Annotated in this window: 29 protein-coding genes and 1 pseudogene; 24 read left to right on the forward strand and 6 right to left on the reverse strand. The window is 66.9% G+C overall.

Going from position 1 to position 26,354, the window contains the following annotated elements:
• The first annotated feature begins 75 nt into the window (after positions 1–75).
• The 21 genes from ACQP0P_RS20295 to ACQP0P_RS20395 all read left to right on the forward strand — a co-directional run bounded on the left by ACQP0P_RS20295 (position 76) and on the right by ACQP0P_RS20395 (position 12,283).
• Positions 76–387, forward strand: coding sequence for a hypothetical protein (locus tag ACQP0P_RS20295; RefSeq protein ID WP_433379178.1), 312 nt, complete (start codon positions 76–78; stop codon positions 385–387).
• A 26-nt stretch (positions 388–413) separates the two neighbouring features.
• Entirely contained in the window at positions 414–911 is a 498-nt protein-coding gene (locus ACQP0P_RS20300; RefSeq protein WP_433379181.1) for a hypothetical protein, read from the forward strand.
• A gap of 154 nt (positions 912–1,065) precedes the next feature.
• Complete coding sequence (locus tag ACQP0P_RS20305; RefSeq protein ID WP_433379184.1) at positions 1,066–1,236, forward strand: hypothetical protein; 171 nt, start codon at positions 1,066–1,068, stop codon at positions 1,234–1,236.
• Positions 1,237–1,305: 69 nt separating this feature from the next.
• Complete coding sequence (gene dnaN / locus ACQP0P_RS20310; RefSeq protein ID WP_433379187.1) at positions 1,306–2,568, forward strand: DNA polymerase III subunit beta; 1,263 nt, start codon at positions 1,306–1,308, stop codon at positions 2,566–2,568.
• A 151-nt stretch (positions 2,569–2,719) separates the two neighbouring features.
• Positions 2,720–3,022, forward strand: a complete 303-nt coding sequence (locus tag ACQP0P_RS20315; protein ID WP_433379190.1) for a hypothetical protein — start codon at positions 2,720–2,722, stop codon at positions 3,020–3,022.
• Between the two features lie 355 nt (positions 3,023–3,377).
• Positions 3,378–3,836: a hypothetical protein gene (locus ACQP0P_RS20320; protein ID WP_433379193.1), complete on the forward strand. Its 459-nt coding sequence runs from the start codon at positions 3,378–3,380 to the stop codon at positions 3,834–3,836.
• Positions 3,833–4,486, forward strand: coding sequence for a hypothetical protein (locus ACQP0P_RS20325; protein WP_433379196.1), 654 nt, complete (start codon positions 3,833–3,835; stop codon positions 4,484–4,486). The genes ACQP0P_RS20320 and ACQP0P_RS20325 overlap by 4 nt, the downstream gene beginning before the upstream one ends.
• A gap of 114 nt (positions 4,487–4,600) precedes the next feature.
• Positions 4,601–4,870, forward strand: a complete 270-nt coding sequence (locus ACQP0P_RS20330) for a hypothetical protein (protein ID WP_433379198.1) — start codon at positions 4,601–4,603, stop codon at positions 4,868–4,870.
• Positions 4,871–4,905: 35 nt separating this feature from the next.
• On the forward strand, positions 4,906–5,259 hold the full coding sequence (locus ACQP0P_RS20335; protein ID WP_433379201.1) for a hypothetical protein: 354 nt from the start codon (positions 4,906–4,908) through the stop codon (positions 5,257–5,259).
• An 80-nt stretch (positions 5,260–5,339) separates the two neighbouring features.
• Positions 5,340–5,945, forward strand: a complete 606-nt coding sequence (locus ACQP0P_RS20340; protein WP_433379204.1) for a hypothetical protein — start codon at positions 5,340–5,342, stop codon at positions 5,943–5,945.
• A gap of 121 nt (positions 5,946–6,066) precedes the next feature.
• A complete protein-coding gene (locus tag ACQP0P_RS20345) occupies positions 6,067–6,549 on the forward strand; it encodes a hypothetical protein (RefSeq protein WP_433379207.1) in 483 nt (160 codons plus the stop codon).
• Between the two features lie 126 nt (positions 6,550–6,675).
• A complete protein-coding gene (locus ACQP0P_RS20350; protein ID WP_433379210.1) occupies positions 6,676–7,104 on the forward strand; it encodes a hypothetical protein in 429 nt (142 codons plus the stop codon).
• 49 nt (positions 7,105–7,153) lie between these two features.
• A complete protein-coding gene (locus ACQP0P_RS20355; protein WP_433379213.1) occupies positions 7,154–7,657 on the forward strand; it encodes a DUF6349 family protein in 504 nt (167 codons plus the stop codon).
• A gap of 12 nt (positions 7,658–7,669) precedes the next feature.
• Positions 7,670–8,497, forward strand: a complete 828-nt coding sequence (locus tag ACQP0P_RS20360; RefSeq protein ID WP_433379216.1) for a hypothetical protein — start codon at positions 7,670–7,672, stop codon at positions 8,495–8,497.
• Positions 8,498–8,654: 157 nt separating this feature from the next.
• Positions 8,655–8,906 (forward strand): hypothetical protein, encoded by a 252-nt coding sequence (locus ACQP0P_RS20365; protein WP_433379219.1) that lies wholly within the window; start codon positions 8,655–8,657, stop codon positions 8,904–8,906.
• 77 nt (positions 8,907–8,983) lie between these two features.
• A complete protein-coding gene (locus ACQP0P_RS20370; RefSeq protein ID WP_433379222.1) occupies positions 8,984–9,160 on the forward strand; it encodes a hypothetical protein in 177 nt (58 codons plus the stop codon).
• Positions 9,161–9,205: 45 nt separating this feature from the next.
• Positions 9,206–9,787: a DUF4192 family protein gene (locus ACQP0P_RS20375; RefSeq protein WP_433379225.1), complete on the forward strand. Its 582-nt coding sequence runs from the start codon at positions 9,206–9,208 to the stop codon at positions 9,785–9,787.
• The gene (locus tag ACQP0P_RS20380) at positions 9,784–10,938 is read left to right on the forward strand and encodes a DUF3560 domain-containing protein (RefSeq protein ID WP_433379228.1); all 1,155 of its coding nucleotides are present in this window, start codon (positions 9,784–9,786) and stop codon (positions 10,936–10,938) included. The genes ACQP0P_RS20375 and ACQP0P_RS20380 overlap by 4 nt, the downstream gene beginning before the upstream one ends.
• Before the next feature lie 134 nt (positions 10,939–11,072).
• A complete protein-coding gene (locus ACQP0P_RS20385) occupies positions 11,073–11,312 on the forward strand; it encodes a hypothetical protein (RefSeq protein WP_433379231.1) in 240 nt (79 codons plus the stop codon).
• 78 nt (positions 11,313–11,390) lie between these two features.
• Positions 11,391–11,852, forward strand: coding sequence for a hypothetical protein (locus ACQP0P_RS20390; RefSeq protein ID WP_433379234.1), 462 nt, complete (start codon positions 11,391–11,393; stop codon positions 11,850–11,852).
• A gap of 146 nt (positions 11,853–11,998) precedes the next feature.
• Entirely contained in the window at positions 11,999–12,283 is a 285-nt protein-coding gene (locus ACQP0P_RS20395; protein WP_433379237.1) for a hypothetical protein, read from the forward strand.
• A 209-nt stretch (positions 12,284–12,492) separates the two neighbouring features.
• Here the strand turns inward: ACQP0P_RS20395 and ACQP0P_RS20400 are convergent, their stop codons facing one another.
• The 6 genes and pseudogenes from ACQP0P_RS20400 to ACQP0P_RS20425 form a co-directional block, all read right to left on the reverse strand.
• Complete coding sequence (locus tag ACQP0P_RS20400) at positions 12,493–12,690, reverse strand: transposase (protein ID WP_433381984.1); 198 nt, start codon at positions 12,688–12,690, stop codon at positions 12,493–12,495.
• Positions 12,691–12,699: 9 nt separating this feature from the next.
• Positions 12,700–13,014: a transposase gene (locus ACQP0P_RS20405; RefSeq protein WP_433379240.1), complete on the reverse strand. Its 315-nt coding sequence runs from the start codon at positions 13,012–13,014 to the stop codon at positions 12,700–12,702.
• A 276-nt stretch (positions 13,015–13,290) separates the two neighbouring features.
• Positions 13,291–14,148 (reverse strand): DUF4240 domain-containing protein, encoded by an 858-nt coding sequence (locus tag ACQP0P_RS20410; RefSeq protein WP_433379243.1) that lies wholly within the window; start codon positions 14,146–14,148, stop codon positions 13,291–13,293.
• A gap of 129 nt (positions 14,149–14,277) precedes the next feature.
• A complete protein-coding gene (locus ACQP0P_RS20415) occupies positions 14,278–20,643 on the reverse strand; it encodes a DNRLRE domain-containing protein (protein WP_433379246.1) in 6,366 nt (2,121 codons plus the stop codon).
• A gap of 152 nt (positions 20,644–20,795) precedes the next feature.
• Positions 20,796–20,990 (reverse strand): annotated as a pseudogene (locus tag ACQP0P_RS20420) (IS630 family transposase); the annotation flags it as partial.
• Between the two features lie 176 nt (positions 20,991–21,166).
• Positions 21,167–22,242, reverse strand: a protein-coding gene (locus ACQP0P_RS20425; RefSeq protein WP_433365717.1) for an IS630 family transposase whose coding sequence is annotated in 2 segments (ribosomal slippage) — positions 21,167–21,699 and positions 21,699–22,242 — 1,077 coding nt in all. Because the reading frame shifts where the segments join, the coding sequence is not laid out codon by codon here.
• Between the two features lie 69 nt (positions 22,243–22,311).
• On the opposite strand from ACQP0P_RS20425, the gene ACQP0P_RS20430 reads away from it, so the two are divergent.
• The 3 genes from ACQP0P_RS20430 to iscB all read left to right on the forward strand — a co-directional run bounded on the left by ACQP0P_RS20430 (position 22,312) and on the right by iscB (position 26,316).
• Entirely contained in the window at positions 22,312–23,262 is a 951-nt protein-coding gene (locus ACQP0P_RS20430) for an IS3 family transposase (protein WP_433379249.1), read from the forward strand.
• A gap of 135 nt (positions 23,263–23,397) precedes the next feature.
• Entirely contained in the window at positions 23,398–24,540 is a 1,143-nt protein-coding gene (locus ACQP0P_RS20435) for a ParB/RepB/Spo0J family partition protein (protein WP_433379252.1), read from the forward strand.
• Positions 24,541–24,960: 420 nt separating this feature from the next.
• Complete coding sequence (iscB, locus tag ACQP0P_RS20440; protein WP_433379255.1) at positions 24,961–26,316, forward strand: RNA-guided endonuclease IscB; 1,356 nt, start codon at positions 24,961–24,963, stop codon at positions 26,314–26,316.
• The last annotated feature ends 38 nt before the right edge of the window (positions 26,317–26,354 follow it).

Here is a 26,354-nt window from a genome sequence, read left to right on the forward strand (position 1 = left end):
GCCCTCTGGCCTCCCGCCCTCGCCCCCGAAGACCATCCGCCCTCACCTCAAGCGAGCACGAAGGAGTCGTATCCCATGACGGTCATCTGTAGCGCCCCCGGCCTCGACCACGTCCACTGGGCCGGCCGCCCCGGCGAGCGGTTCATCCTGGAGGAGGTCTGCGTCGCGAGCGACATCGGCCACATCCGGTCCGACGGCGGAACCAGCCGCCTGTCGCGGCTGTCGGACCTGCTCCTGTGCGGCCCCGAGACGGCCGACCCGCTCGGCGCCGTCAGCGAGCAGGAGGCGCTTGAGGAGATGCTCGCCGACCTCGAAGAGGAGGCCGACCCCGACACGATGCCCCTGCGCGAGGAGCTCGGCTCCCGCCTCGCCCACATCGCCGCCTGACCGGCTCCCCGTAAAGAGAGGCCACCATGAATCCGATTGACTTCGACGAGGCCGCCGCCCGCATCGCCCAGGCCCGCCGCGAAGAGGTGCGCCAAGCACTCGACGGCATCGAGCCCTCCCCGGACGAGCACCAGCTCATCTGCGACCTCGCCTGGAAGGGCAAGTCGAAGGAGCTGATCTCGCTGATCGAGAAGGTCCGCCAGGCCGAGCGCTGTGAGCGTGCCGAGCCGGCGCCCGCCCCGGGCGGCGGATCGGGGTTCGAGTTCAACCCGGCGAACGAGGAGAGCAAGGCGGCGGTCATGGCCGCGATCCACCGCGAGCGCGAGGTGGTCGTCCGGGCCGGATGGCCTGGGCTGCCGGTCGGCTGGCTTCCCCTGCGGGACGCGCCGTCGCTGCACGAGCTGGTCGCCGAGGGCCGCGTCGAGCTGGTCACCGTCACCGCGGCGAGCAAGACGGTTCCGGGCAGGCGGGTCGAGTACGGGTATGTGCGCATCGCGAAGGAGGCCGGGCCGCCCCGGCGGTGACTTGGTGAGCGCCGGCCCTGGCGGGTCGGGAAGGGTGCCGGACATCCAGCCGATATTTCTGCTGGCCGGCACCCAGCCACTGTACTATCAAAAATATAGTTTAATATGATTTAGATATAAGCGGGGTAGTTGTCGCCACTTCCAAGGAGTCGCCATGCGCGCCCAGATCAACACCGAGCCCTTCGAGCTCAGCCACGGCGCCAAGCCCCGCGGCGAGGGCAACTGGTTCTTCGAGGGCGCCGGCGGCACCGTGATCAACCTGGTCGGCCTGTACTCCGGGCAGACCGCCAAGCTGCCCGCCGGGACCTGGAAGGTCCTCCCGTAACCAGCGGTGGCCGCCCCGGCGGCCACCCCTTCCGCCCGCTCTGATCGCTTCCTCACCGAAGGAGTTCGCATGTCCGCCACGACCGAGAACAAGCCCCAGGGCAAGGCTCGCGCCAAGCGCGCGGCCGCCCCCAAGGCCGCGGCCGGAAAGAAGGCCAAGGCGCAGCCCGCCGCGCAGAAGCAGGCCGCGCCCGCGGTGTTCACCGGCTTCCGCGTCGACCGCGACGAGTTCGCCCGCGCCGTCGCCTGGACCGCACGGTCCCTGCCCTCTCGCCCCTCCGTTCCCGTGCTGGCGGGCATCCGCCTGGACCTGGCCGACGGCGAGCTGCGCCTGTCCGCGTTCGACTACGAGGTGTCCTCCGAGGCCACCATCGACGCCGTCTTCGACGGCGCCGCGCAGCTGCTGCTGCCCGGCCAGGTCCTCGCCGAGATCGCACGCGCCCTGCCGGCCGAGCCGATCGACGTCACCGTGAACGGCACCAAACTGGTGATGGTGTGCGGGGCGGCCCGGTTCACCCTGCTGACCATGCCGGTCGAGGACTATCCGACGCTGCCGGAGATGCCGCCCACGGTGGGGCGCGTCAGCGGGGCCGTGTTCGCCGCCGAAGCGGCCCGCACGGTCATCGCGGCGGGCCGCGACGACACGCTGCCGATGCTGGAAGGCGTCCACCTGGACTTCACCGGCGAGACGATCACGATGGCCGCCACCGACCGGTACCGGCTGGCGGTCGACGAACTCGCCTGGCGGCCGCAGGCCCCGGACTGCGCCGCCACGGCGGTGGTCCCGTCGAAGACACTGGCAGCCGCCGCCAAGGCGTTCGCCACCGTCGGGGAGGTGGAGGTCTCACTGTCGGGCGACGCGACGCACGGCGGAGGACTGGTGGGCCTGTCCGGCGGCGGCCGCCGCACCACGATCCGCCTCCTGGACCCGGAGTTCCCCAAGTACCGGTCGCTGCTGCCCGACAGCTTCACCGCGCACGCCGACCTGCCGGCCGGCCCGTTCGTCGAAGCGGTCAAGCGGATCGGACTGGTTGCCGAACGTGACACCCCGGTCCGGCTCCGCTTCGACGGCGACCAGGTCACCATCGAGGCCGGCACCGGTGACGAAGCGCAAGGGGTGGAGTCGCTGGCGGTGAAGTGGAGCGGCGAGCCGATGACGATCGCGTTCAACCGCGCCTTCCTGCTGGACGGGGTCGGCGCGTCCGGGGCGGCCACAGTCAGGCTCAAGATGAACGACGACGTCAGCCCCGCCGTCCTCGTCGGCGTCACCGAGGACGGCCAGCAGGTCCCCGGCTACGAGCACCTGGTCATGCCGATCCGTCTGGCGAGCTGACCTGCGCCGCCCGCCTGGCAGGCGACGCCGGGCGGGCGGCGACGCGCCGGAGCGCGTTCTCCCAGCTCAAACACAGCAAAACTCGCCTATCAAGATCAACGTTTGCTATGATTTTGATATAAGAAATCGGGTTTTTCACCTGGAGGTCATCATGGGCGCCCACCCCTTCACCGACTACATCGCAACGCTCGACGTGGAGGCCGCCTACCAGGAGGCCATCGACGCGGCCATCAGCGAGTACGGCCACGACCCCTACAACGGCAGCATCTCCACCACCGACGGCTACTTCGTCCTCGACGCCCCCCCGGTCACCCTTGCCGAAGCATCCCAGACCTTCCTCGACCGGCTCGACGACCCGCGCATCAGGCGCCGCGACGAATGCGCCGCCTGGGCCATCCACAACGAGGCCGGCGCCCGCATCGGCTGGTTCTTCTTCGGCCTGGCCGCCAGCTGACCCGCCCCGGCCCCCCCGCCCGAGCAGGCGCGTTCAACCGCGGCTTCCTGCCGGGCGGGGCCGGGGCGCCCGGGCCGTCCATGGCCGGGCTCAAGGTGTCCGGCGAGACCGGCCCCGCAGTCCTCGCCGGCCTCACCGAAGGCGGCCGGCCGCCCCCGGGAACGAGCTCCTGCTGCCGGAACGCGGAGTGACCCGAACGTTCGCCAACTACCCGGCGGCGCACTGAGGGGCGCCGCCGGGGAAACCGTCGCGGCCGCCCCCCGGGGCGCCCCGGCACCCGAACCCCCAAACTGCTATCAAACCCATACGCCTCTGTGGTTGGGATATGACCGTGGAGGGTGTGGAGGAAGGCGACATGGCAATCACCATCCAGCAGACCCGCCGCTTTCACCGGGTGCGCTACCTCGGCGAGGAATGGACTTTGCCCGTCGACGGGCTGGGCAACAGCAGGCTGGCCAGTTTGCTGCGCGCCGCCCGCGGATGGGGCCTGCCCATCACGATCAGCCCGGTGGCCCGCACGGAAACGGTGCGCGCCTGCACCTGGTGCCGTGCCCGCGCCCGTGCCCTGGCCTGGGCCGGACCCCGCCGGTATGAGCTGAACACCTGCGACGCCGCACAGTGCGTCGCCGGCCGCCGCGCCGTCCACGAACACGAACTCGACCCGCCGGCCCACGTCATCGCCCGCCTCGACCGGCTTCGCGACGCCGCCCCGGCCACCTGCCGGACCAGCCGCTCACAGCGCTTCTCAGACCCGTTCGCACCGCAGCCCCCTCCTTCCCACCCGGCCCCGCTTCCCAGGAGGTCACAGCCATGACCAGTTCGCCCCCTGTTTGCCCGTACGCGGTGCTGCTCGAAGCGGCCCGCCTCCTGGCCGCTGAACCGGCCCGCACCGCCCTGCCCGACGACGGCGGCCTCCTGCTGGGGGCCCTCGCCCGCGCCGCCGGTGTGCGCGCCCGCCTGTGGGCGTCGCCGTTCCCGCGGGAGCTCACCGGCGAGGAGGCCGCCCAGGCCGGTGTCGCCCTGTCCGCGGCGGAGATCCTCGCCGCGCACCTCGGCGTCGACCTGGGGATGCGCCGGCCGCGCCACCTGGGGGATCGGCCGGCGCTCATGGCGTACTGCGAAGCCGTCCGCCGGCGGCTCGGCACGCCGGGGGCCGGGGGGCTGCCCGGCGGGCGGGCGCGGCTGGCCGCCGCGCTGCGCGGCGCGGTCCCGCCGCCCAGCCAGGACGCGGCATGGCCCTGCGGTCTGGAGCCGCTCGCCTACCAGCTCGGCGACGGGCGGGTGGTGTGCGCGACCCGGTGCCTGCCGCACGGTCAGGCGCAGGAGCGGGCCGACGCCGGGCTGCACGTCGGTGATGTGCAGCCGTGGACGGTCGACCTGTGCTTCGACGATGAGGACCTGCGCTGCGGCTGCTGTGGCGGCCTCCTGGTGCGGGCGCCGGTCCCGCCCGACGACGACGAGTAGGCCCCTTGGCGGGGGTGAAGAAGTCGGCCGCCGCGGCGGCGGAGCTGGTTTTTCCCTGCGATTCACCCCCACCAACCCTTTACTATCAAAAGCATAGATCGATATGATCAAGATATGAAAATTCGACTTTTTCCCCTCTCCCTGAAGGCGCCGGCGCACCCGCTGCCCGTCGGCTGCCGGGTCGCCATGCGCGCGGCCATGGAGGGGGCCCCGCACGCCCGGACCGCGGTCGGCGAGGTCGTCGGCCACGACCACACCGCGAACGAGGGCGTCGCCTGCGTCATCGTCACCTGGCCCGGAGTCGAAGGCTTCACCGCCACCTACCACCTGGAGGCGCTGGTGCGCGTCGAGCGCGGCGGCGACGGCACCCCCCGCCCGGTCTGAGCTGTCCGACTCCCTTCTCCCGCCTGGAGGTTCACATGATGATCCGTGACCGTCTCGTCAGCACCGGCAACGCGGAGGCCGACGCCTACCTGCGGGCGGGGCGTAACGCGCTGCCCGCCCAGTGCGCCGAGGAGTCCAGCCGCGCCGGCTGGCTGTGCGCCGTGGAAAACGACGAGAAGCGCAGGGGGTTCTACGGCGCGGCCGAGCGCCGCCAGCGGGCGGAGAAGCTGTACGACACCGACCGGAACGCGCTGACCGTCGCCGACCGGGCCGAGAAGCGGACCCGCAAGGCGGCCGAGCAGGCCGACCCGAAGGCCGCCGCCCTCGTCCAGGGGGAACTCCTCGCCATCTGGTCCGACTACCACGAGCTGCGCGAAGCACGTTCGTAAACCCGCAGCCCCCCGGGAGGCAAGTCCACCCCCGGGAGCCGCAGGCAGCCAGCCCCATCGCTCTTTGGAGGGACGTCATCATGCTCACACCGCGCACCGTCAAGGTCGCCGTCACCCTGCCCCGCCCCCAGTGGGAACTACTGCTGCTCGGCCTCGCCGACGCGGCCGACCGGCTCTACGACCACGCCTGGAACTGCGAAGCCGAAGACCGAGACCACTGCGCCACCTACGCTGGCCCGGTCCGCTCCCACGACTACCGGCAGATGGAGCAGGCGATCCGCGCCACCCTCGGCGGCAGAAACGGCCGTTTCAGTCTGGTGTTCTCGGCTGCCACCTGGGAGATGGCCGCCGACGCCCTGCACGGGTACCGCGCCACCAGCCCCTGGAAGGCCCGCCGCCTGCGCGCCCTGGCCACCCGGGTCGGCCGGCGCGTCCGCCGGGCCCACGGGGCAGGCGCCCGCACACCGGACGCGCACGAGCACGTGCTCCTGCGCGACGAGCTCGCCGAGCTGGACGAGCAGATCAGCGACTGGGGGCATGACCTGTTCGACATGACCCGCGCCGTTCCCGCCCCTGGGGAGGAGTGGAACGCGTGGGAGAGGCTGCGCGGCGACCGTGCGGCGATCGCCGCGCAGCTCGGCCGGCGGCCACGCGGACGGCGCGGCGCCCGCGCCGTCCGCCGCTGACGGTCCCGCACCAGGCGGTGACTTTCCGGCGATCCACCCGCAAAAACACTGTACTATCAAAAGGATAGTATCATATGATTTTGATATAGAGATTTGGTTTTACCCCACAAGAGGAGCAAGCGTGATCGCAGTCCGCGCCCCCGCCCCGAAGGTCACCATCGTTTTGCCGAACGACCTGACGGACCTCCTGGCCGACGCCCTGGGCGACGCCTCCGACCGCATCGACAACGCCGGCTGGTGCTGGTGCCCCGGCGCCGGCGAGTACGGCATCTGCGCCGACTGCGCCGAGCAGTTCGACCGCGCCTACCGCTACCGCGACTACCGCGCCGAGATCACCGAACTGCTCGACGCCGGACCCCGCCCGGTCGCGCTCGCCTTCGACGCCCGCTCCTGGCAGGAGATCATCAGCGGCCTGGGGGTCGGCGCCGACCAGGCGGCCGACTGCGTCTGCCTCAACTGCCGCCACAACGACCCGTGCGACGACTGCGCCGAGCAGCGCTGCCTGGCCCGCGCCTACCGCGCCCTGCAAGCCCGCCTCACCCTGCGGCTCCGCAGGCCGCGCAAGCCGCGCGGCACCCGCGCCCGCTCCCGTGGCCGCCGCTGACCCCGCCCGGCCGGGCGGAACGCTCCTTCCCGCGAGCACCCCCGCCCGGCCAAGCAGCTATCTGAATCATAGAAAACTGCGATTCAGATAAGGAGGTTCGTTGTGTGTGACCGCCCTGGAGGAACCATGCCCGCCCCCGCCGAGATCGTCGTGGCCGCACCCGCCGGCACGTGGAACGTGCTGCTCGACGCGATGGACGTCGCGGAACGACAGCTGCGCACCCCCGCCTGGAAACGGCACGACCCGAAGACCCACGACAACGACTCGTGCACCGGCTGCGCCCAGGAGCTACGCCGCCGCGCCTACCAGAGCCTCCGCGCCACGGTCGACCGCCTGCTGTGCGACGCGGACGATTCCCGCCCCGCTCTGCGGCTGCCCGCCGAGAAGGCGCAACTCCTCGCCGCCTCCATCGACGAGGCCGCCGAAGCCGTCGGCCGCGGCATCAACAGCCACTGCCCCAACTGGTTCGACCTTTGCGACGGCTGCGAGCAGGAGCAGCGCAGAACCTCCGCCTACGACAGGGCGCGAGCCGTCCTCGCCGCCCAGCTCACGTAACCACCGCCCACCGCCCGCCGCGCCCGCACCTCACGAAAGGGGGCAGGCCGTGCCCGCCACGACCCAGCCGACGACCGCGATCACCCACCCCGACCCGGGCAAGGGCCCGCCCGGCCACTGCCGGGTCACCGTCACCTGGCAGTACCGGCCCGACGACGTGCCGATGGAGCCCACCGAGGAGGAGCCGTTCCACCTGCGCTACCACTCCTACTGCGGCGGCTGCGGCCACACCGGACCCGCCCGCTCCCGCGAGAACCGCGCCGCCGAGGACGGCTGCGACCACGCCTACCCCGGCTGGCGCGACCTGCCCGTCATGGATCACCGCCCCTACCAGGGCAAGCCGCTGGCCCGCTGGGAGGAGGCGGCCCGCGCCGCCTACCCGCCCGGCTGGTTCGACCGCATGGGGCCTGTCCGCGAGTACCGCACCCCGGGCGCCACCCGGCACGTGCCCGGCTACGCGCCCGGCGGCGGCTACTGCATGGCGGTGCTACGCGCCGCCCCCGCCCAGCCGCCCGCCCGCGCCGCCACCGTCCAGACCAGCCTGTTCGACTGAAAGGAAACCGCTGTGAAGATCCCCGACGACGTCCTGGGCGTCCTGGCCGACCCGCGGACCGTCATCGCCGGCGACCGCGTCCAGATCCCATTCGAACTCGACAAGAACCTGTACGAGCGCGTCAACAAGCTGCTGAAGACGGCGGGCGGCAGGTGGGACGGCCGCCAAGCGGTCCGCGCGCACGTCTTCGACCGCGAGGTGGAGGAGTTCATGCGGCAGGCGCTGCTGGCCGGGGAGTTCGTCTCCGACCGTGACCTCGGCTGGTTTCCGACGCCGCCCGCCGTGGTGCACGAAATGCTGGAGCACGCCGGCCTGCGGCCCGGCATGACGGTGCTGGAGCCGTCGGCGGGAACCGGCGCCGTCGCCGGGCCCGCCGCCGGACGCGGCGCCGTCGTCGACGTCGTGGAGCTCGACGAGCGCCGCGCCGCCGTCCTGCACGCCGGCGGGTACGCGCGCCTGGTCCACGAAGGCGACTTCCTGACGTGCGTCAAGCCGCTCGACTACGCCGAAGGGTTCCAGCGGGTGCTGATGAACCCGCCGTTTCACAACGCGCTCGCCCACGTCGGCCATGCGTTCGGCTTCCTCGGTGAGGACGCGCTGCTCGTGGCGGTGCTGCCCGAGAACGTCACCTGGCACACCGACCGGGTCAGCAAGGAGTTCCGTGCGCTCGTCGACGGCAACGGCGGCGAACTCCTGCCGCTGCCGGAGGACGCGTTCAAACCGTCCGGCGCCAACGTTCGCAGCGTGCTGGCGGTCATCCCGACCGGCCAGGACGGCTGCACGATCCGCACTCACGCCTGGCACCGCAGCCGGCCCCGCCAGCTGGCCCTGTTCGGGTAGGTCCGGGCCGGTGTGAGTCTCCCGCGGCCCGCCGCCCCCTGATGGTCCCGCGAAATCTTTTCCGCGATTTCCCACCAACCCGTTTGCTATCAAAGTCGTAGAATCCTATGATTTAGATATAAGGAAAAGCGGCTACCACCACCCAGGAAGGGCTCCCATGAAGCTTCTCGACACCCTCCCCAAGAACCTGACCGACCGCCTGTACGTCAACTCCGCGTACGTCGTGATCGTCGAGCAGGCCAAGCGCCTCCACGAGAACGTCCCCTTCGGCGTGGTCGTCGGCTTCGTCACCGACGCGCTGGAGAAGGCGGAGGCCGCCCCGCGCGCCACGGAGTGGCAGGTGGAGTGCGTGCGCGAGGCCAGCCGCCTGCTGAGGCTGAGCCCCGAGGAGCTGGAGAAGCTCGTGTAGCGGGCCGAGAGCGGGAGGCCGGCCGGCCTCCCGCTCTCGGCCCCTCCGTCCGACCCGCCCGCCCCGAAGGAGCCGCGATGACCGCCCTCACCACCTCCGCCTTCACCCTCGTGCTCGACTGCGGCCACCGCGCCGACCACAGCACGTGGGAGGGCGTCGACCCGCGACGGGACCTGGGCTGGGTGCCCGGCATGGGCCGCTGGTGCGGGCCGTGCGACCGCAACTCCACCGTGACCGACGTCCTGCACCCCTAACCCTCTGGGAGGCGCGCCACCTCCCGAAGAACAGGAGCATCCGTCATGCGCACCGACCTGTCCGCCTTGAACGCCCACTGCCGCGACGTTCTGCACCGGTTCACCGCCAACGGCACCCGCCCCGACTACCCGCGGCAATTCATCGTCGCCGGCCGCCGACTCCTGGACGGCCTGTACGCCGGGGAGGATGCGGCGCCCGCGCTGCCCGACTTCGACAAGGCCAAACTGGGCGTCGCGCTGCACGTCATCTGGTTGCGTGACCGTGCCTGGTGCGACATCAACCCCGGCAACGCCGCCTCCCGCGCCCTCCTGTGGGCCGACGTCGCCGTGGCCGCCACCCCGCTGTTCGGCGCGCCCGCCATGTTCCTGTCCGGGTGCGCCTCCGCGCTCGCCGGCGACGAAGACACCGCCCGGCACGCGCTGCGCATCGCACTGCTGTGCCAGCCCCGCTACACGGCGGCACTCCACCTGGAAAGGCTGCTGAACCTCGGGCCGTCCCGCGGCTACTACGACCTGTCCGACTCCAGCCTGCCCGCGCCGCCCCCCTCCGCCGCCCTGCTACGCCCCCTGGTCAACCGCATCCTCCGGTTCATGATCCCCATACCCCGTAAGGAGCAGCACCGATGAAAACGATCCGTATCGTTCACAGCCGGGCCGAAGGCACTCTGATCGAAGGGTCAACGAAAGGCGACGGAGTGTTCGAGATCGTCCGCGGCCATGGCTTCCGGTCCTTCCGCTCTCTCGGCCAGCTCGGCATCCAGCAGTCCCGCGGCAAGGCCGCGAAAAGATGGGTGATCGACGCTGCGGCGGAAGCGCTGCGCGACGCCGGATACACGGTCGACGTCGACATCGACGACGTCACCCTCGGCCCGTCGTTCGCCGACGCCGAAGCCGACCGGGTCGCGCGGGCCGAAGACCGCGCCGACCGCTACAGCAGCCGGGCCGACACCGCGGTGGCCCGCGGCGAAGGCATGCTGAAGCAGGTGGCCGAGGAGCTGTCCCATATTCCGCTCGGCCAGCCGCACCTGATCGGCCACCCCAGCTACAACCGGTCGGTGCGCGCGCAGGAACGCCGGCACGTCAAGGAAGGCCGCGGCCACGAGGAGGTCAGGCGCGGCAAGTACTGGGAGGGCCGCGCCCAGGCCGCCGAGCACTACCAGCAGCACCGCACGAACCCGGGGACGACGCTGCGGCGCCTCGCCAAGCTGGAAGCCAACCGGCGGCGTCTCACCCGCACCCTGGAAGACGGCTGGGAGAAGACGATCAGCCCAGGCGCTGACCTGCCCGAAGGGGCGCAGGTGACCCGCACCTACGACGACGGCTACCGGGACTGCCGGGTGAGACCGTCCGGGGACTACAAGGCCAGGCTGGAGGCGGACGTCGCCCAGCTCGACGACGAGATCAGCTACTGGCGGGACGTCATCGCCCAGGCGCAGGAGAACGGCGTGAAGGTGTGGTCACGCGCCGACTTCGACAAGGGCGACTATGTGATCTGCCACGAGACGGCGGTCGAAGTGGTGCGGGCCAACTCCAAGAGTGTGAGCATCCCGTGGTCGCACTACTGGGTGGCGAAGGGGATCCCGGTGTGGACCGCCGCCCAGTGCCAGGAACTCGCCCACGGCAGGATGCACACCGACACGCTGCCCTACGACGAGGTGCAGGGGAAGGTGACACGGGCCGAACTGGAGGGGCTGAACGCCGGGCAGGCACGGAAGCTGATCGCCGCGAAGATCCGGGAGGCACGCGGCGAGGCGTGCGAGGAGGCCGCCGGCGCGTAGACGGGCCGCCGCACCGCTCGGGGAGGGGCTGTGAAAACTCAGCAATTCCCACCCAAGCCGATTGCTATCATATACATAGATTCCTATGATTTAGATATAACGAAAAGCAGCTTCCCCCTCCTCAAGGAGTCGAAATGGCCACCACCGTCGTCCTGCTCGCCGACCTCAAGGCCCAGGCGCTCACCGAGATCGGCCGTGGCGTGTTCGCCGGCCTGACCGTCGAGGCCGCCACCGAGGCCGCCGGAACCACCGCGAAGACCGCGGCGCTGACCGAGGGCTGGGACGCCGAGGCGGCCGCCGGGCTCGCCGCGTTCGTCACGGCGATCGGCACGAAGTGGTCGGCCGACCTGCTCGCCACGCACACCAGCCGGTAGCCGGCCCGCCCCGGAGCCCCTCACTGGGGCTCCGGGCCATCCCGCCCCAGCCACCTTCCCCGCTGAAAGCGAGACACCGTGACCACCGCCACCGAACTCCGCGCCCAAGCCGCCCAGCACGACCTCGACGCCTACGAGTCCCGCGAGCGCTGCGACACCGACGGCTTCGTATCCCAGTGGGCGTCTGGCCTGATGGCCGCCCAGAAGCGGCTGCAGGCCGACCTCGAAGAGGCCGGCGGCCGCGCCACCTTCCCCGCCCTGTTCGACCTGGCCGGCAACCTGGTGGCAGCCAAGCGGGTGAAAGGCGACTGGGGCTACTACTGGGTGCTGCTCGCCACCGACGACCCCAACGGCCGCACCCGCGGCTGGTTCGGCCCCTCCAAGGCCAAGGATCCCCGCAAGGCCCGAGCCACCGACGCCGCCAAGGGCTACTACGTCGGCTACGTCGAGGCGTACGCCAAGGCCGAGCTCGCCGGCGGAAACGCCACCTGCCTGAGCGCATCGCGGTCCGCACCGACGACGGTTTCAGCCGCGATGTGATCGTGGTGGATGACGGCCAGCACGACGAGTACGGCGAGGTTCTCGGCCGCTGGTACGCCGCCCACGGCGGACTCCTCTAACCCCCCGGCCGGGCCGACCGCGCTGCCCTTCCCAGCTCACGCGTACGTGCACCAAAGGAGCACCCCATGTCCCGTCCGAGAGTTATTGCGATCGACCCATTCGACTGCGGCTGCACCGAGTGCATAACCGGCGAATACGTCCCCCTCCGGTACGCGACCGACAGTCAGATCGCTGCGCTGATCCGGAGGGACCTGCGCAACCACACCGGCAAGGAGTTCGACGTCACCGTCCGCTACATCGTCACTGACACTCAGCCACTGCGGGGCAGCACTCCTGAAGAGATCGTCGTCACCTGCGGTGACCGCACGTGGACGTTCGAGCCCTACCTCCTCAGCGGCTCGCTCCCGTAGCCCACTCGAACGGCGCGGCGGCATCCGCCGCCCCTACCGGAAGGACGTTGCTTCGTGAACACCACCCCCACCCCTGACCGCCCGCCGCCGTGCGGCGACAGCCCCGCCCAGGCCGCCCGCGACTGCCTTGAGGCGGGCGGCACCCTGGCACAGGCGCTGGACACCCTGGCCCGCGTCGCGGCTGCGCACACCGCAGACGCAGATAACTATCAGCCGCTGCGCGAGGAGGTGTACGAAACCGCTTTGGAAGAGACGGGGTGGGTGGAGCGCCTCAACAACACCGCGGCCCCGTCCCGGTCACCGATGTTCGCCGCACTCACGTACACCTTGCAGACGATCCCAAGCGTGTCGGCAAGCAGATGACGCTTGCGACCATTGGCCTTCTTGCCGCTGTCGTAGCCGTGGATCCCCCTTTTTCAGTGGTCTTCACGCTTTGGCTGTCCACGATGCCCGCGCTGGGCAGCGGGTGGCCGACCCTGCCGGATGCGTTCGGCCTCCCGCAGCACCGTCAGCATCTGCTCCCAGCGACCCTCGATCCGCCACAGGTGCCAGTAGTGATAAACCGTCTGCCAGGACGGCAGATCGCGCGGCAGCAACCGCCGGGCACACCCGGCCCGCAGCCAGTAGGCCGGCGCATTGACGATTTCCCGCCGCTCATGCACCGCCGGGCGACCGCCCGGCTTGGACGGCGGAACCAGCGGGGCAAGAGCTTCCCACCCGGCATCGGACAAGTCAGTCGGTGGAGTTGACACTGTCCTTTGCCGGTTGACGCCGCGTCCGCCACGCGTTTCGGGCTCGAAGCGTTGAACTGGTCAGCCACCAAGGCCTCAAGGCGCCGGTCGCAGCCGATGACGGCCAGGGCCTCCTGCAGGCAGAGGTCATGTTCCTGACAGGAGACGATGACCTCCTCTTCTCCTGCTTCGAGGGGAAGCTCGGCTACAACAGCGCGGTTAGCCCACTCAGCGTACCGACGGCGATGGTCATCCGACGCTTCTCCGGCGATGCGCTTATGTGTGTGTACGGTGAATTTCTTCTCTTATTTCTGCGATTGGAGGAACCGGTCCAAGCTTTAGTCGATCTGCCACTTTATTCATTACGTATTGAACTTCTTCTAGGGCGAGATCCATTAATTCGGAAGGCCCTTTGTTTTCGAAACGCGATGGACCCATCTCAAATTCTGCTTTTAGTGCCTTGCGACCCAATTTGAATACTACGGAGGGGCGATTAGTTCCGATTAGAATATCGGCGTCTAGGTGATCGAGTGATGATTCTCGCCACCATGACTTCCATTTTTTTGAGGTATTTATAGCCTCGGTGACTTTGACTATCGCTTGACGGTAATTCATGGGAAGCTTGACATTTATGGTGCCGTGTGTAGGAGCATACCACCATGGCTCTTCGGCCTCGCTCTCGGCATTCTCTCCTGGACATTGTGTGGAAGCGGTAGGGTCTACAGACTCCCATTGCGTGCCATCATTTTCCCATAGAATTGCCGAGACTACTTCGATAAAAAGTTCGGATTCGGAAAAATCCCATCGCTTCTTTGAGATATTTGATGGGCTTTCCTTGACATCTTTATAGCTGTCTTTTCCGGAGGCGATTACGGCGTAATAGAAGTATCGGAGACTGTCGCCCACGAGTGGCAGTGGCTCAACGTCTTCTGGATCGGTAATGTCAGAAACCGGAATACCCTCTAGGGGAAGCTCTGTTAGGTCACTCAGCTTTCTAGTGAGATGGTCCATGAAGTCCGATGCATCGGCTGGAGTTAAGCGGCGAATAGCTCGGTCTAGCCGTAGCGCCGAGTCTTCACTCACTGCTCCGCCGAGTAGGCTGATAACTTCCCAAAACCTATCCTCGGCCATCATATAGATTCTCCCTCGTATAGATATTTTGATCTGTTAATAGTTTCCAGGGTGGTCGTAGGTGACCACCCTGGAAACTATATTAATTTAGAAAACGATCGATCGAAGGTGCGATTTTGTGGGATTTGGTATTTAGCGACAACTCTTCCTCTGGCCGGGCGGGCATTTCTTGTAAACGCGCACGTAGCCAGCGATCAGTCGAGCCTCCGTCAATCGGGCATTATACCACCCGCGAGTTGTCATGACGATTCCGTATGTGCATCCGGATCGGACGCCGTAGTATGCATTACATTTACTTATCTGACTTGCTGGCCTGCTTTTCCCTACGCGGCTGATTCCATATTTCCAGACCAAACCCGTCGGGCTTTCGATCTTGTAGACGATGTATAGCGTATTCCTGTATTTCTTTGCTGAAGGAGCGTTTGGGTTTGGATAGGGTACGCTCACTGCAAGCGGGCCAGCAGTTACGTTTCCGCTACTGGGCCACGAAAAAGTTAGCGTGCACCCCCTTTCCATGCACTGGTCATATGCGCTTTTGACAGCTATTGAGGTGGCAAGTGCAATTACCAGGCCACCGATTACTGCGACAGCGTATGCTTCGGCGACGCACGCGTCCCAAAAGCACTTTCCGTCAAGGTCGGACCGATTAACGGGGTCTTGACCAGAGTAGTCGTAGGAGTTAGCGCTGCCCCCATTGATAGGGTCTACTTGAAGGAAGCGTCCTGTCGTAGGGTTATAGAGACGCGCACCCATAAGAACAAGGCCGCCAAGCGCGTCATTTGAGCGTTGCTTGGAGCCGAGCCATCCATACCGCTGGGGGGTGGCGGTGTTCTCGGCTCGGTTGATACCGTATTCGGTTTGCTCGGAGTAAGAGTTGATTCCGGTAGTGAGAATGCTGGCATCAGCGGTAGCGACGATATCGCCGCGCAAGTTAGCTAGTTGTAAAGTGAGTTGACCGGTGGATCGCTGAATCGCTCCTAGATCGCCACTGATGTTTTCGAGGTAGCGGCTCCAGGAACCATCAGCCTCGGCGATCCATACGGGCCGATCGTCGGAGTCGGCATAGTGATTAACCATGGTTCCGGGCGTCGTGCCGCCGACTTGGACTGTAGAGCGGATGCGTTTTTCCGGGTCGAGGGTGAAGGTGCGGCTTTCCCCACCAGCGGCCATGGAAGCGACCAAGTCATCGGCGTAGTAGCTCAGGGAAACAGCTGAACCGCCAGAAATATCGGTCACGGGCAGGGCGGTCGTGCGGCCGAACGCGTCATAGGTATAGCCGGTATCTATGAGCCGATCGGCCTGGTCGTAAGAATAGGCCCGTGCCACTGGATTTGTGGTGGAGCAGCTGCCATCGGCTGCCGGACTGTAGGTTTCAAGGCTGCTGCGGTTGCTGTTCAGGGTGAAGCCGTACACGCGGGTCGTGCATCTTCCGGCGTAGCTGTCAGCAACCTTCGTCAGACGGTTTGCGGTGTCGTAGGTGTAGTCTTGCCTGCTGATAGGACTGGTCTCTTGGACTACACCGTCGTTAGCGCCAGGGGTGCTGGTGAACTTCAGCCATTGTGTCTGGTCCTTGGAGTAGGTCAGAGCGATGTCATTGCCGACATTGTCGTAGCGGTACTCGGCGATGAGCCAGTTGGGGTAGGCCTGTTGAATGAGCTGACCGTCTTCACCATAGACGCCCTGGAAGGCGCCAACGCCGGGAGTATCGACCTTGGTGAGCAGGCCACGATGCTCTTGCCGTCCCCAATAGTCGGTGCCGTCGTAGGTGTAGGTCGTGGTGCCTTTACCGTCAGTGGTGGTGGCAGGCTTGCCATCGATGGTGTAGGTGATGGCGGAGATATTGCCGTCTGCGTCGGTATAAGACAGTGAACGGCCAAACGTGTCATAGGCGGTGGAAGTTGATGTACCAGCCATGGCACGGCTGGTAACCAGGCCCGTCGCCGGATTGTAGACGGTGGTGATTTCCGGGATCGCGACGCCGCCTTCGGCCTCCGGGGTCACTTCGGTCTTCATTCCTATGGCTCGCCCAGCGCCGTCGTAGCGAACGGTCACTGTCCGAGTTACCGTTCCAGCGGTTTCGGTGGCGATCGTTGGCTGGCCGAAGTAGTTGTAAGCGACGGCTTTCGAAGTCGGTAGCGGCTTGCCCGAGGTTGGCTGAGCTTTCGGGCCGCTTTGGCAGACCAGGCCTACCCACTCGGGCTTGCGGCACTCGGCGGGTCCTGAACTGTCGGCAGTGTAGTAGCTGGTGATCTTCGTCCCAGCGTCCGCGCCATTGCTCTGCGGCATACGCTCTTCGGTCACCTGGCCGATGGCGTTATAGCGTGTTTTTCGGACTAGGTCAGCCTGGCCGTCGACGATGACGATAGCGCTGGTCGCTGTTCGAAGATCCCAGCCAGAGGCATCGCCACTGGCGATTGGATCGTAGCCCGTTTTGATAATGCGGGTATCAGCGGAGGTGGGAACAGCAGCACCGTCTAGGACGATCGGCTCGCTTTTAGACGTGGTCACCAAGTGATAATCGATGTCCGAGCGTGGTTTGCCCTCGTCATAGGTCAGCATGGAATGCTCACGCACAGTCGCGTAGGCACCGGAAGCGAGCTTTACCTGATGGGCAGGGCCATCCTTAGTAAGAAGGTCACTGTAGGCGTTATAGGTACTCTTCGACGCTAGCAGGTTGGCTCGCTCGACCGAATCGCTGCGCGCGGCCACGTACGGGTCGGTGTCCTCGTTCGGTGTCAAGGCCTGTATCCGATTACCCGGGGTAAGAGCCCAGATCGGATTGCCCTTGTCATCATAACTGGCCGCAGAGATCTGCCAGGCGCCAGCGCCAAAGGCCGCGGCGTTTACCGCACGCCCGTTGACGTCCAAATAGGAGATCTTGCTGTCCTTGAAGTCCTCGGCTGAGGGCTGGTAGGCGCCGTCGCCCCCGCGGGCCGGAACCCGGGAAGGGGGGAAGATCGCCACACCCACGCGAGGCAGGCCGGAGAACTGACCCCACTTGGCGGTCTCGGCGAAGGTCAGGTCGATCGGAGCCTCGATTCCGCCGATCGGGACGTTGTAGACCACCGCTTCGGTCGGGTCGACGTCTCCGCCTTCACGCTGGACGTGGGCGATGCGCCCGGTGCTGTCGTAGTCCATCCGCCATGGGGCGAGCCCGGGCGGGGTGATCTGAGAGATGCGGCCCTGGGCGTTGTAGTAGTAGGTGCTGGTCAGCCCGGTAAGGGCGTTGGTCACCGTGCGCAGGTGTCCGGTGGAGTCGTAGCTGTAAGTGACTGCTGGGACGGTCTTCATCGCTACGGTCTCAGGATCGTAGGCGGTGAAGGCGATCTGCTTAACCAGCCCGTTGTAGTCGCCCCAACCTGACCCAGTGCCGGTCGCGGTGGTCGCCGACGCGTAGACGATCTCCAGCGTCCGGCAGCCGGCGACCAGGATGGCACCGCAGGTCACGCCCGTGGGAGCAGGGGCGTTCATCCGGATCACCCGGCCCTGAGCATCCCGGCTGTAGGTGAAGGTGGACTTCTCGGCGGCGTCTTCGGTTTTGGTGATCAGCCAGCGGCCACCCGACCAGGTATAGGCGGTTCGGATGCCAGCGGAGTCGTGGTGAGTGACCTGGGTTGCTGAGTCCACGATGATTTTCGAGCCGTTGGCGGCGTCGCCCACCCCCTTGAAGGTGCCGTCGATGGCGCGGGTATAGCTGAGCGTCTCGCTGTTGGGGCCGACCAACGTCAGCACCCCTCCGGCTGGGTCACCCTCCAATTGGTAGGGGCTGACGTCGGAGGATCCGGCAGGGAAGGCCGCCTTCCAACCGGGACCGAACACCCCCGTCGGGCCGCTTGTGATCGTGATGGTGGGCTTGAGCGTGGTGTGGCTACGTCCCACCGACAGGCCGAAGAGCTCGGCGTCGGACTCAGTCAGCGAGTAGTCACCCGTGTTAAGGGCCACCTCGCCGGGGCCCAGGTCATCGGTAGCGTAGGAGCCGCCGAAGGCGGATTGGTCTAGCATCACGGTGATCGGTTTGGTGCATTCCGCAGCAGTGGCGCCGCCGGTCAGACACACGCGCAGTTCAATCGCGTTATCTGTGATCTGTGCGTCTCGGAGGGTCTTAGCCAGATCCCACGACAGTTCCGGGAAGTTCTTTGATGTGTCGAGGCGGGTCTGTGGCCAGGAACCGATCGGTTGTGCCGAACCGGGAACGGTCACATCTGCCGGTGGAACGGGTGTGTAGGTTCCGAGGCCGTAGCCGATTCGGCGGTACTCATAGCGCACCTGGGTGCGCGTAGGCGGTCCTGCTGTGATCAGGGACACTGCCCGCTGGGTGCGTGTCTTGTCCTTGGGGCTGACGATTCCGCCTGGGCTGACGCCGAAGCTGTAAGTGCTTACGGTTGAGGTGTTGTGGGCCTTGTCGCGGACTTTCACGTAGAGGGTGTGCCATCCCTCAAGGGGTTCGAATTCAAGGACTGTACCCTTGTTGCTCGGATCGTTAGGGCGTTGCGGGATCTCTTCAGCGATTAAGGTGGAAGGATCGTCAAGGCTCCACAGGTAATCGAGTGCATCTCCTGCGGATGTGTCGATCTCGCAAATCGTCTCGCTGGTTGCGAGCCAGTTGCGCCACTGTCCTACGGGGAAATCGCTGCATTCAGCGAAAGGCGCGGCCGGAGCGGTAGCGTCTACCGTTAGCGACTGCCAGGGCGACCAGGCGGAGTATTCGTTGCCGTCGAAGGCACGGACCCTCCAACGGATTTTGGCGCCATCCGGGATCTCGCCTGTCGGTACTACGGCCTTGGCCTCGCTTCCGACCGCGATGTCGTTCACGGTCCCGGACCACAGCTGCCCGCCGCCCTCGGCGGGGTCGCGTTCGACTTCGAAGTCGGCGCGGACCGCTGCGGTGTCGAGGTCTTTGACGAACGCGTATAGCGCTGGTGTGGTGGTGGAGGTGTAGACGGTGCCGTTGGTGACATTGATCGGGGCGGTACGTACCCGGTCAATCGCCGGGGTGGCACCGTAAGTCACGATCAGTGTGGGCGGGTGGGCGCCGGTGCCGGTCATCTCCGAGGAGTGGAAGTATCGCTCGTACTGGCGGGCGTTTTGGATCGGGTGCTCATCGATCAGGCGCAGCATCACTCCGTGGTTGGCCGCGCCGCCCGCCCAGGCCTGGGCGATCTGGGTAATCGACCAGCTCCATGCCTGCTGGCCTTCAGGAGCGCTGCCCGTGCAGACGGCCGCATCGTTGGCGCTCTGTTCGCCGCTGGTCGTGGTGGTTGGCTGGTTGCTCCAGAAGGTGTTGTTGGCTTGCCAGGCGCTGGTGACTCGCTGAACTTTCACGCCCTGGCCAGAGACGCATCCCCAAGACTCTTCGTCACGCCACAGGTTCAGCTTGGCGTCGGTAACCACCTGGCCGGCCAACGCCGTGGTGTTGAAGCTGAGTAGCGACCGCCAGAACTGCCTGCCGCTGGTGTCATCAGTGGCCACGTTCAGGGACTGGCCGCCAGGGCTGTTGATGTTGGCGCCGGACCGGTAGGTGGTGTCGGTCTGGATCGCCAGCGTCGTGGTGGGATCCACCGTCACCGGATACTGCGTGTCTGGGGCGGCCAGGAACGCCGGATCGGGCTTGAGTACCAGCACTTGCCGGCCGTCCTCGGTGACCACGGAGGTATCGATCTCACCGGTCGACGGGGCTTGCCGGGCTTGTTGAACTTGTGGCGTCGCGCTTTGCGCCCCTTGTGTGGGCTGGGCTGCGGTGTCGTACATGACCGGCTTAGGGGCGGAGGCGACTGTCTTGCCCTTGCCGTCGGTCAGCGCCAGGCCGCCCTGCTCGGTTTTGGCGAGGGTGAGGCCTTTGGCGGCGATGGGGAGCTTGAACTCCACCGGACCGGTCGGCTTTTCCCGCAGCACCACGTCATGCCGGAAACCGGTCGGCAAAGCGGTGACCACCAGGTCGGCCCCGGCTCCGGCGGCGTCGACGAACGTCGCCTTGTTGCCCTCCACCCGCGGCTTGGGCAGCGCGGTCGGCCAATTCAACGCGAACGATTGATCATCCCCACGTGACATTTTCGCCAGTGGAGCATCACCGCCAGCCGAGAACTCCACCTGCGCGGCGGCCGTCTTGGGCCTCAGCACACCACTTTGCTCGACGAGGGTGGTGTCGATCGGCGCCCATGTCTCGTCCTGCCGCACTCGGACCGGGCCGGTGGTGATTTCGGTGGTGAAGGAGGTGTTGGGGTTGGCGTAGGTGAGGCTGGATTCCGTCGTCTCATTAGTGACCAGCACCCGGCCGCCTTGCAGTCGTGCGGTCAGCGCTGCTGCCACCCGATCCGGGCGCTCGGTCACCAGCTTGGCTTGTGGTGTTTTCGGCTGCGGCGTTGGAGGCGCCGTTGACGCTTCGGCTGCCTGCGTCGATGTGGTCAGGAGAGCGGCTGTGAGACCCATAACCATGACGCGGTTGAGCGATTTACGCCGGCGTACCGGCGTGGAAGAGCGGACCTTCAGGGGGGAGTCCACTCAACCTCCATTCGAGTTAGAGGGGGAGCAAAACGATCAAAATGTACAAGCAAGATCAAAGAGTTACTAGGGTGTTTAGGATCACAAAAATTACATGTTGGATATGGGTTTAGTGGGAGAAGAAAATGATCACTGATATTTAATTCGTGGAGTTACGACGATTTGAGGACCAGGCCAGTTCCGGCCAGGCAGCCGTCGATCAGATACGGCCGATACTGAATCTTCTTCAGACCCTGCTTGATCACGCGCACCAGGTGATCTAGGCTTGCTGCGGCGAGGTTGGCCAGCCCGCCACGGTTCAACAGCGACCAGATGCCCTCCACCGAATTGAGGTCGGGAGCATATGATGTACTCCGGCTTTCGTGGAGTCGCTTTGGTTGACTTACATGCCTCCGCCCCCTTGGAGAGGTCGGCATGTCGAAGAGATATCCCCCTGAGAGGGCGGTTTGTGAGCCGATGTTCGTAATGTCACAGTGTGATCGAGTGGATATTTAGCGTTACTGAGCCTGAAAGTTGGGCGTTGCTACGGTGCGTCGGACAGGACGAGGCCGGTCTCGGCGATGAATCCGGCCAGGAGTTCGGGTTGGTATTGCATGGGCTTGAGCCGGTTCTTGATCAGGGCGGTCAGCTGGTCGATGTCATTCACGGTGAAGTTGAACAGCTTGGTGCGCAGCGCCGCCCAGATGCCCTCGGCGGGGTTGAGGTCGGGGGCATACGGTGGGAACCGGTAGACCAGCAGCCAGTCTTTTTGGTTGGCGATCCAGGCGCGCATCCGGGCCGAGACGTGCTCGGGCAGGCTGTCCCATACCAGCGAGATCGGGCCGCCCAGCTGGGCGTGCGCGGAGTTCAGCAGGGACTGCAGCGCCACCTCGTTGAACCCTTTGTTCTCGTGTTTACGGCGGTGATAGGTGAGCGTGCGGTAGATCAGCCGGGTCCGCTCGCCGGGCCGGACGCACAGCAGCGCGGCGATCGAGGTACGGCCCGAGCCGCGATAGGACACCGGAAGGACCGGTGTGTGGCCCTTGGGTGCCCAGGTTCTGCCTTTGGGCGGTCTTAGGCTCTGGCCGGACTCGTCGGCGAAGACGAGCCACGAGCCCCAGGCCGCCCGGGTGCTTTTATCGCCGACCACGCCCGCTTTCCCCAGGTGGCGACCTGCGCCTCATCGCGTTGGCCGGCCCGGTGCGCGGGCACCTGGAACGACCAGCCCAGCCGCCGCAGCAGGTAGGCCACCGCACGCGGGGTATAGCAGACGTGGAATTTCCGCGCGATCAGCAGGGCGATACGCGGGCTGGTCCAGCGCTGGTCGTCCCAGCCGTGCACGGCGGCGCCCTGGCCCAGTAGCGTCTCCAGCAGCCTCAACTGCTCGGCGGTGAGTTTGCAGCCGTTGCCCGCGGCGCCTTTGGAGACCAGCGCGGCCTTGCCTCCACGACTCCACAGGGCGTGCCATTCGTAGGCGGACTTGGGCGTGATGCCCAGCAGTTGGGCGACCCGGGTCGGGGTGATTCCCCCGGCGAACATGTCCGCGGCCCGGAACCGCAGCCTCTGCCGACGGTCCCGCTCTGGCGCGGACAGTCCTCCGCTTCTATCGGAGTACCTCATCCTTCAAGACTGCCACCTGGACAAATACCACCTGGCAGGCGCCTGGTAGTTACCTCACGCCCACACTTCTTGATCAGTATCCAGGTCTGCTGCCGCATCTTAAGCGTCTCGGAGTCGGGCTTTTATGCCTGGCGAGACCGGCCGCCCTCAGCTCGAACGCTCCGGCATGCCTGGCTGACCGACGAAATCCGGAAAGTGCACGCCGCATCCAACGGCGTCTACGGCGGCCTGCGGGTGCACGCCGAGCTCACCATGGGGCGAGGCATCGCGGTCGGGCACGGAGCGGTGGCCATGCTGATGCGCCGGGCCGGCATCAAAGGACTCCCTGGCAACCGGCGGCGTCGGCCCATCCAGCAAACACCCACCGCCGCGGACCTGGTCGACCGCAGATTCGCCCGCACTGCGCCGAACCAGCTGTGGGTCACCGACATCACTGAACACCCCACCCGCGAGGGCAAGGTCTACTGCTGCGTCGTGCTGGACGCCTACTCTCGGCGCGTGGTGGGCTGGTCCATCGACTCGACGCAGACCGCCACGCTGGTCACCAACGCGCTCGGCATGGCAATCGGCAATCGCACTCCGTCGCCTGGAACACTGATCCACTCCGATCACGGGGTGCAATTCACCTCCTGGGCCTTTACCCAGCGCGCCAAAGCCTCCGGTCTGGTCCCCTCCATGGGCTCGATCGGTGACTGCTTTGATAACGCCGTCATCGGGTCGTTCTGGGGACGGATGCAGACCGAACTGCTCAACCGCAAACGATGGAAGACCCGGATCGAGCTGGCAAATGCGATCTTCGAGTACCTGGAGATCTTCCACAACCGGCAACGACGCCACAGCGCCTTGGGATGCTCACCCCCATCGAGTACGAGATGCTCTACCCGAACGCCCAGCTGGCATGAGAGTCAACCAAGCCAACTCCACCGAACTCGGGATACATCACCCTGGCTTCGACGAGGCGTGGGAGAAGGGGCTGCGAGGTCCGAAGCAGCTGCAACTCATTGCGTGAGGCGGGTCTGAGCGCCGGCTTCGCTGCGCCGGGGGAGGGGATTTTTCTCCGCTCAAACCCCCAACCCGATTGATATCAAAAGTATAGCATCATATGATTTAGATATAGCAAGGGCGGTTGCCTCCACCACCATGAAGGAGAGCCAGATGGCCATCAAGACCACCACCAGCAAGACGGCCCCGGAGGCCGCGAAGCCAGCCACCCCCGCGAAGATCAGCCAGAAGACGATTCCGACCGACCGGATCGACCGCGACCCGAACCAGCCCCGCGAAGTGTTCGACCAGGAGAAGCTCGACGAGCTGGCCGCCTCCATGAAGGCGATCGGGCAACTGCAGCCGATCAGCGTCCGCTACATCCCCACGACCCGGCGGTACACCATCGTGATGGGAGAGCGCCGCTGGAGGGCCGCCCAGCAGGCCGGCCTCCCCGAGATGCACTGCCTGGTGCTGCACGGCGTCGAGGAGGGCGACCCGGAGACGTTCGCCAAGGCGGTCGCCGAGAACGTCGGCAGAGTCGACATGACCCCGCTGGAGGAAGGCAAGGCGTTCCAGCGGCTGATCGACTTCGGATACACGATGGAGGAAGTCGCCACCGTCTGCGGCAAGTCCCTCAACTTCGTCGAGCTGCGCGTGGACCTGCTCAAGCTGTCCCCCTCCATGCAGGAGGCGCTGATCAAGGGGCACATCCCGGTGGGACTCGCCTGGTACGTCGCCTGCCTGGCAGCCGACAACCAGAACCGGTTCCTGGCCCGCTTCACCCGCGGAGAGTTCCCCACCGTCCGCGACGCCGAAGCGTTCGCCCAGGCGTGCCGGAAGGCCGAAGAGGAGCAGGCCAGCCAGGGCAGCTTCTTCGTCCTGTCCGAAGACGCCGTCGAAACGATGCGCACCAGCGGCGGCGGCCAGCAGGCCGACCTGCTCGGCGGCCTCGACCTGCCCGACGACAAGCGCGAGCAGCTCGCCGCCGACCGCCGCCTGCTCCTCGGGAAGATCGAGCGGCTCAGCGCCGCCGGCGCCATCCTCGCCGAGATCGCCACCATGGACCCCGCCGAGCTGGCGCTGCTGCTCGCCGGCGCCCCCGGCGGCCTGCCCGCCCAGCGCCTGCGCGTCGACTACCTCAAGGAGATGACCGGCAAGGCCACCACGGCGCTGCGCCAGGCCAGCGCGGTGGCGGCCGTCCGCGCCGGCTCACTGCGGATCTCCCCCGACATCGCCCCCGACATCGCCCCCGACATCGCCCCCGACGCCGCCCCCGAGGCCGCCTCCGACGATGCCTCCACCGTCGCGGCGTGACAGCCCAGCGGACCCGCCCCCGCCTAACCGTGGGGGCGCCCCCGAACCGACGACCAAACGAAAGGAGAAACTGGCCATAGTCAACGCCCCCGGCCTGAAGGCCGGGGCTTGAGGTGCAGCACCGCGCACTTGAAGCCCCATGTTGACCAGCCCCAGCCATCACGAACTGGAGGTGTGATCCAGATGGCTACGTTGAACACACGCCGGCAGACCGACTCCGGAGTGCTTCCTCAGCTCCGGACCCTCGAATCCACGTCAGCAGACAACCCCCGGGGTGGGGACGAAACGGGACGTGGACGCCGCAAGGCAACGGGTGTTCAACCTGGGCGAGGGGAGACCGGTGCGGCCGCACCGCCGCACCGGCGTCACCCCGAGGACGCTTCGGCGCCCCAGGGAGCCAACCGTGAGGTTCACCCGGCCGTGTTCGTCCTCGACAAGCGCGGCCACCCGCTCGACCCCTGCCATCCCGCCCGCGCCCGCCGCCTGCTGGCGGCCGGGCGGGCGGTGGTGGCCCGCCACACCCCGTTCGTCATCCGCCTGAAAGACCGGACCGTCGCCGACTCCACCGTGACCGGCGTGCGAGTGGGCATCGACCCCGGCTCCAAGCACACCGGCCTGGCCGTGTTCACCGACCACGACAGCAACCGGACCGGCAGGTATGCGCTCCAGCTCGACCACCGAGGCGCACTAATCCGCGACAAGCTCACCGCCCGCTCGCACTATCGGCGGCGACGCCGTAGCGCGAACCTGCGCTACCGCTCCCCCCGGTTCCTCAACCGCACCAAGCCGAAAGGGTGGCTCGCGCCCTCCTCGCGACACCGCGTCGACACCACCCTGTCGTGGGTGACCCGGCTCACCCGTTGGGCGCCCGTCACCGCCGTCCATGTGGAGCGGGTCGCGTTCGACACCCACGCCCTGTCGGCGGGCAAGCCGTTGGAAGGCGTGGAGTATCAGCAAGGCACCCTCGCCGGGTACGAGGTGCGTGAATACCTGCTGGCCACGTGGGGGCGGGCGTGCGCGTACTGCGGCGCCAGTGGCGTGCCGCTCAACCTCGACCACATCCACCCCCGCAGCCGGGGCGGCTCCGACCGGATCAGCAACCTCACCCTGGCCTGCATCGGCTGCAACCAGGCCAAGAACGCCACCCCGGTGGAGGAGTTCCTGAAAGGCAAGCCCGCCCTCCTGGCGAAGATCCTCAAGCAGGCGAAGACTCCGCTGCGCGACGCCGCCGCCGTCAACACCACCAGGTGGGCGCTGTGGCGGGCCCTGGTGGCGACCGGTCTGCCCGTGGCCACCTCCTCCGGAGGCCGCACAAAGTGGAACCGCTCCCGCACCCAAGCGCCGAAATCGCACACCCTTGACGCGTTGCACGTCGGCCACCTGGGAGGCGTCACCGCTTGGCCCTCGACGGTCCTGGTGGTCAAGGCAACCGGGCGCGGCACCTACGCCCGCACCCGCACCGACCGCTACGGCTTCCCGAGGTTGCGGCTGCCCCGGACCAAGCAGGTCAAGGGGTTCGCCACCGGCGACCTGGTCCGCACCGTCGTATCGAGCGGCAAGAAGACCGGTGTCCACTGCGGCCGTGTCGCGGTCCGCACCACCGGCAGTTTCAACATCACCACCCGGCACGGCACCGTGCAGGGCATCGGCCACCGCCACGTCCGCCTGCTCCAACGAGCAGACGGCTACGGCTACACCACCCACCCAGAAACGCGGCACCGCGCCCCGTTTCCTCCCGGCCCTGAAGGACCGGGTCTCCACACTGGAGGTAATTGATAAACGCCGTCCCCATTCACGCAGCACACACAGCCGCC

This window comes from Streptosporangium sp. CA-115845 (assembly GCF_050943795.1).
Taxonomy (GTDB): domain Bacteria; phylum Actinomycetota; class Actinomycetes; order Streptosporangiales; family Streptosporangiaceae; genus Streptosporangium.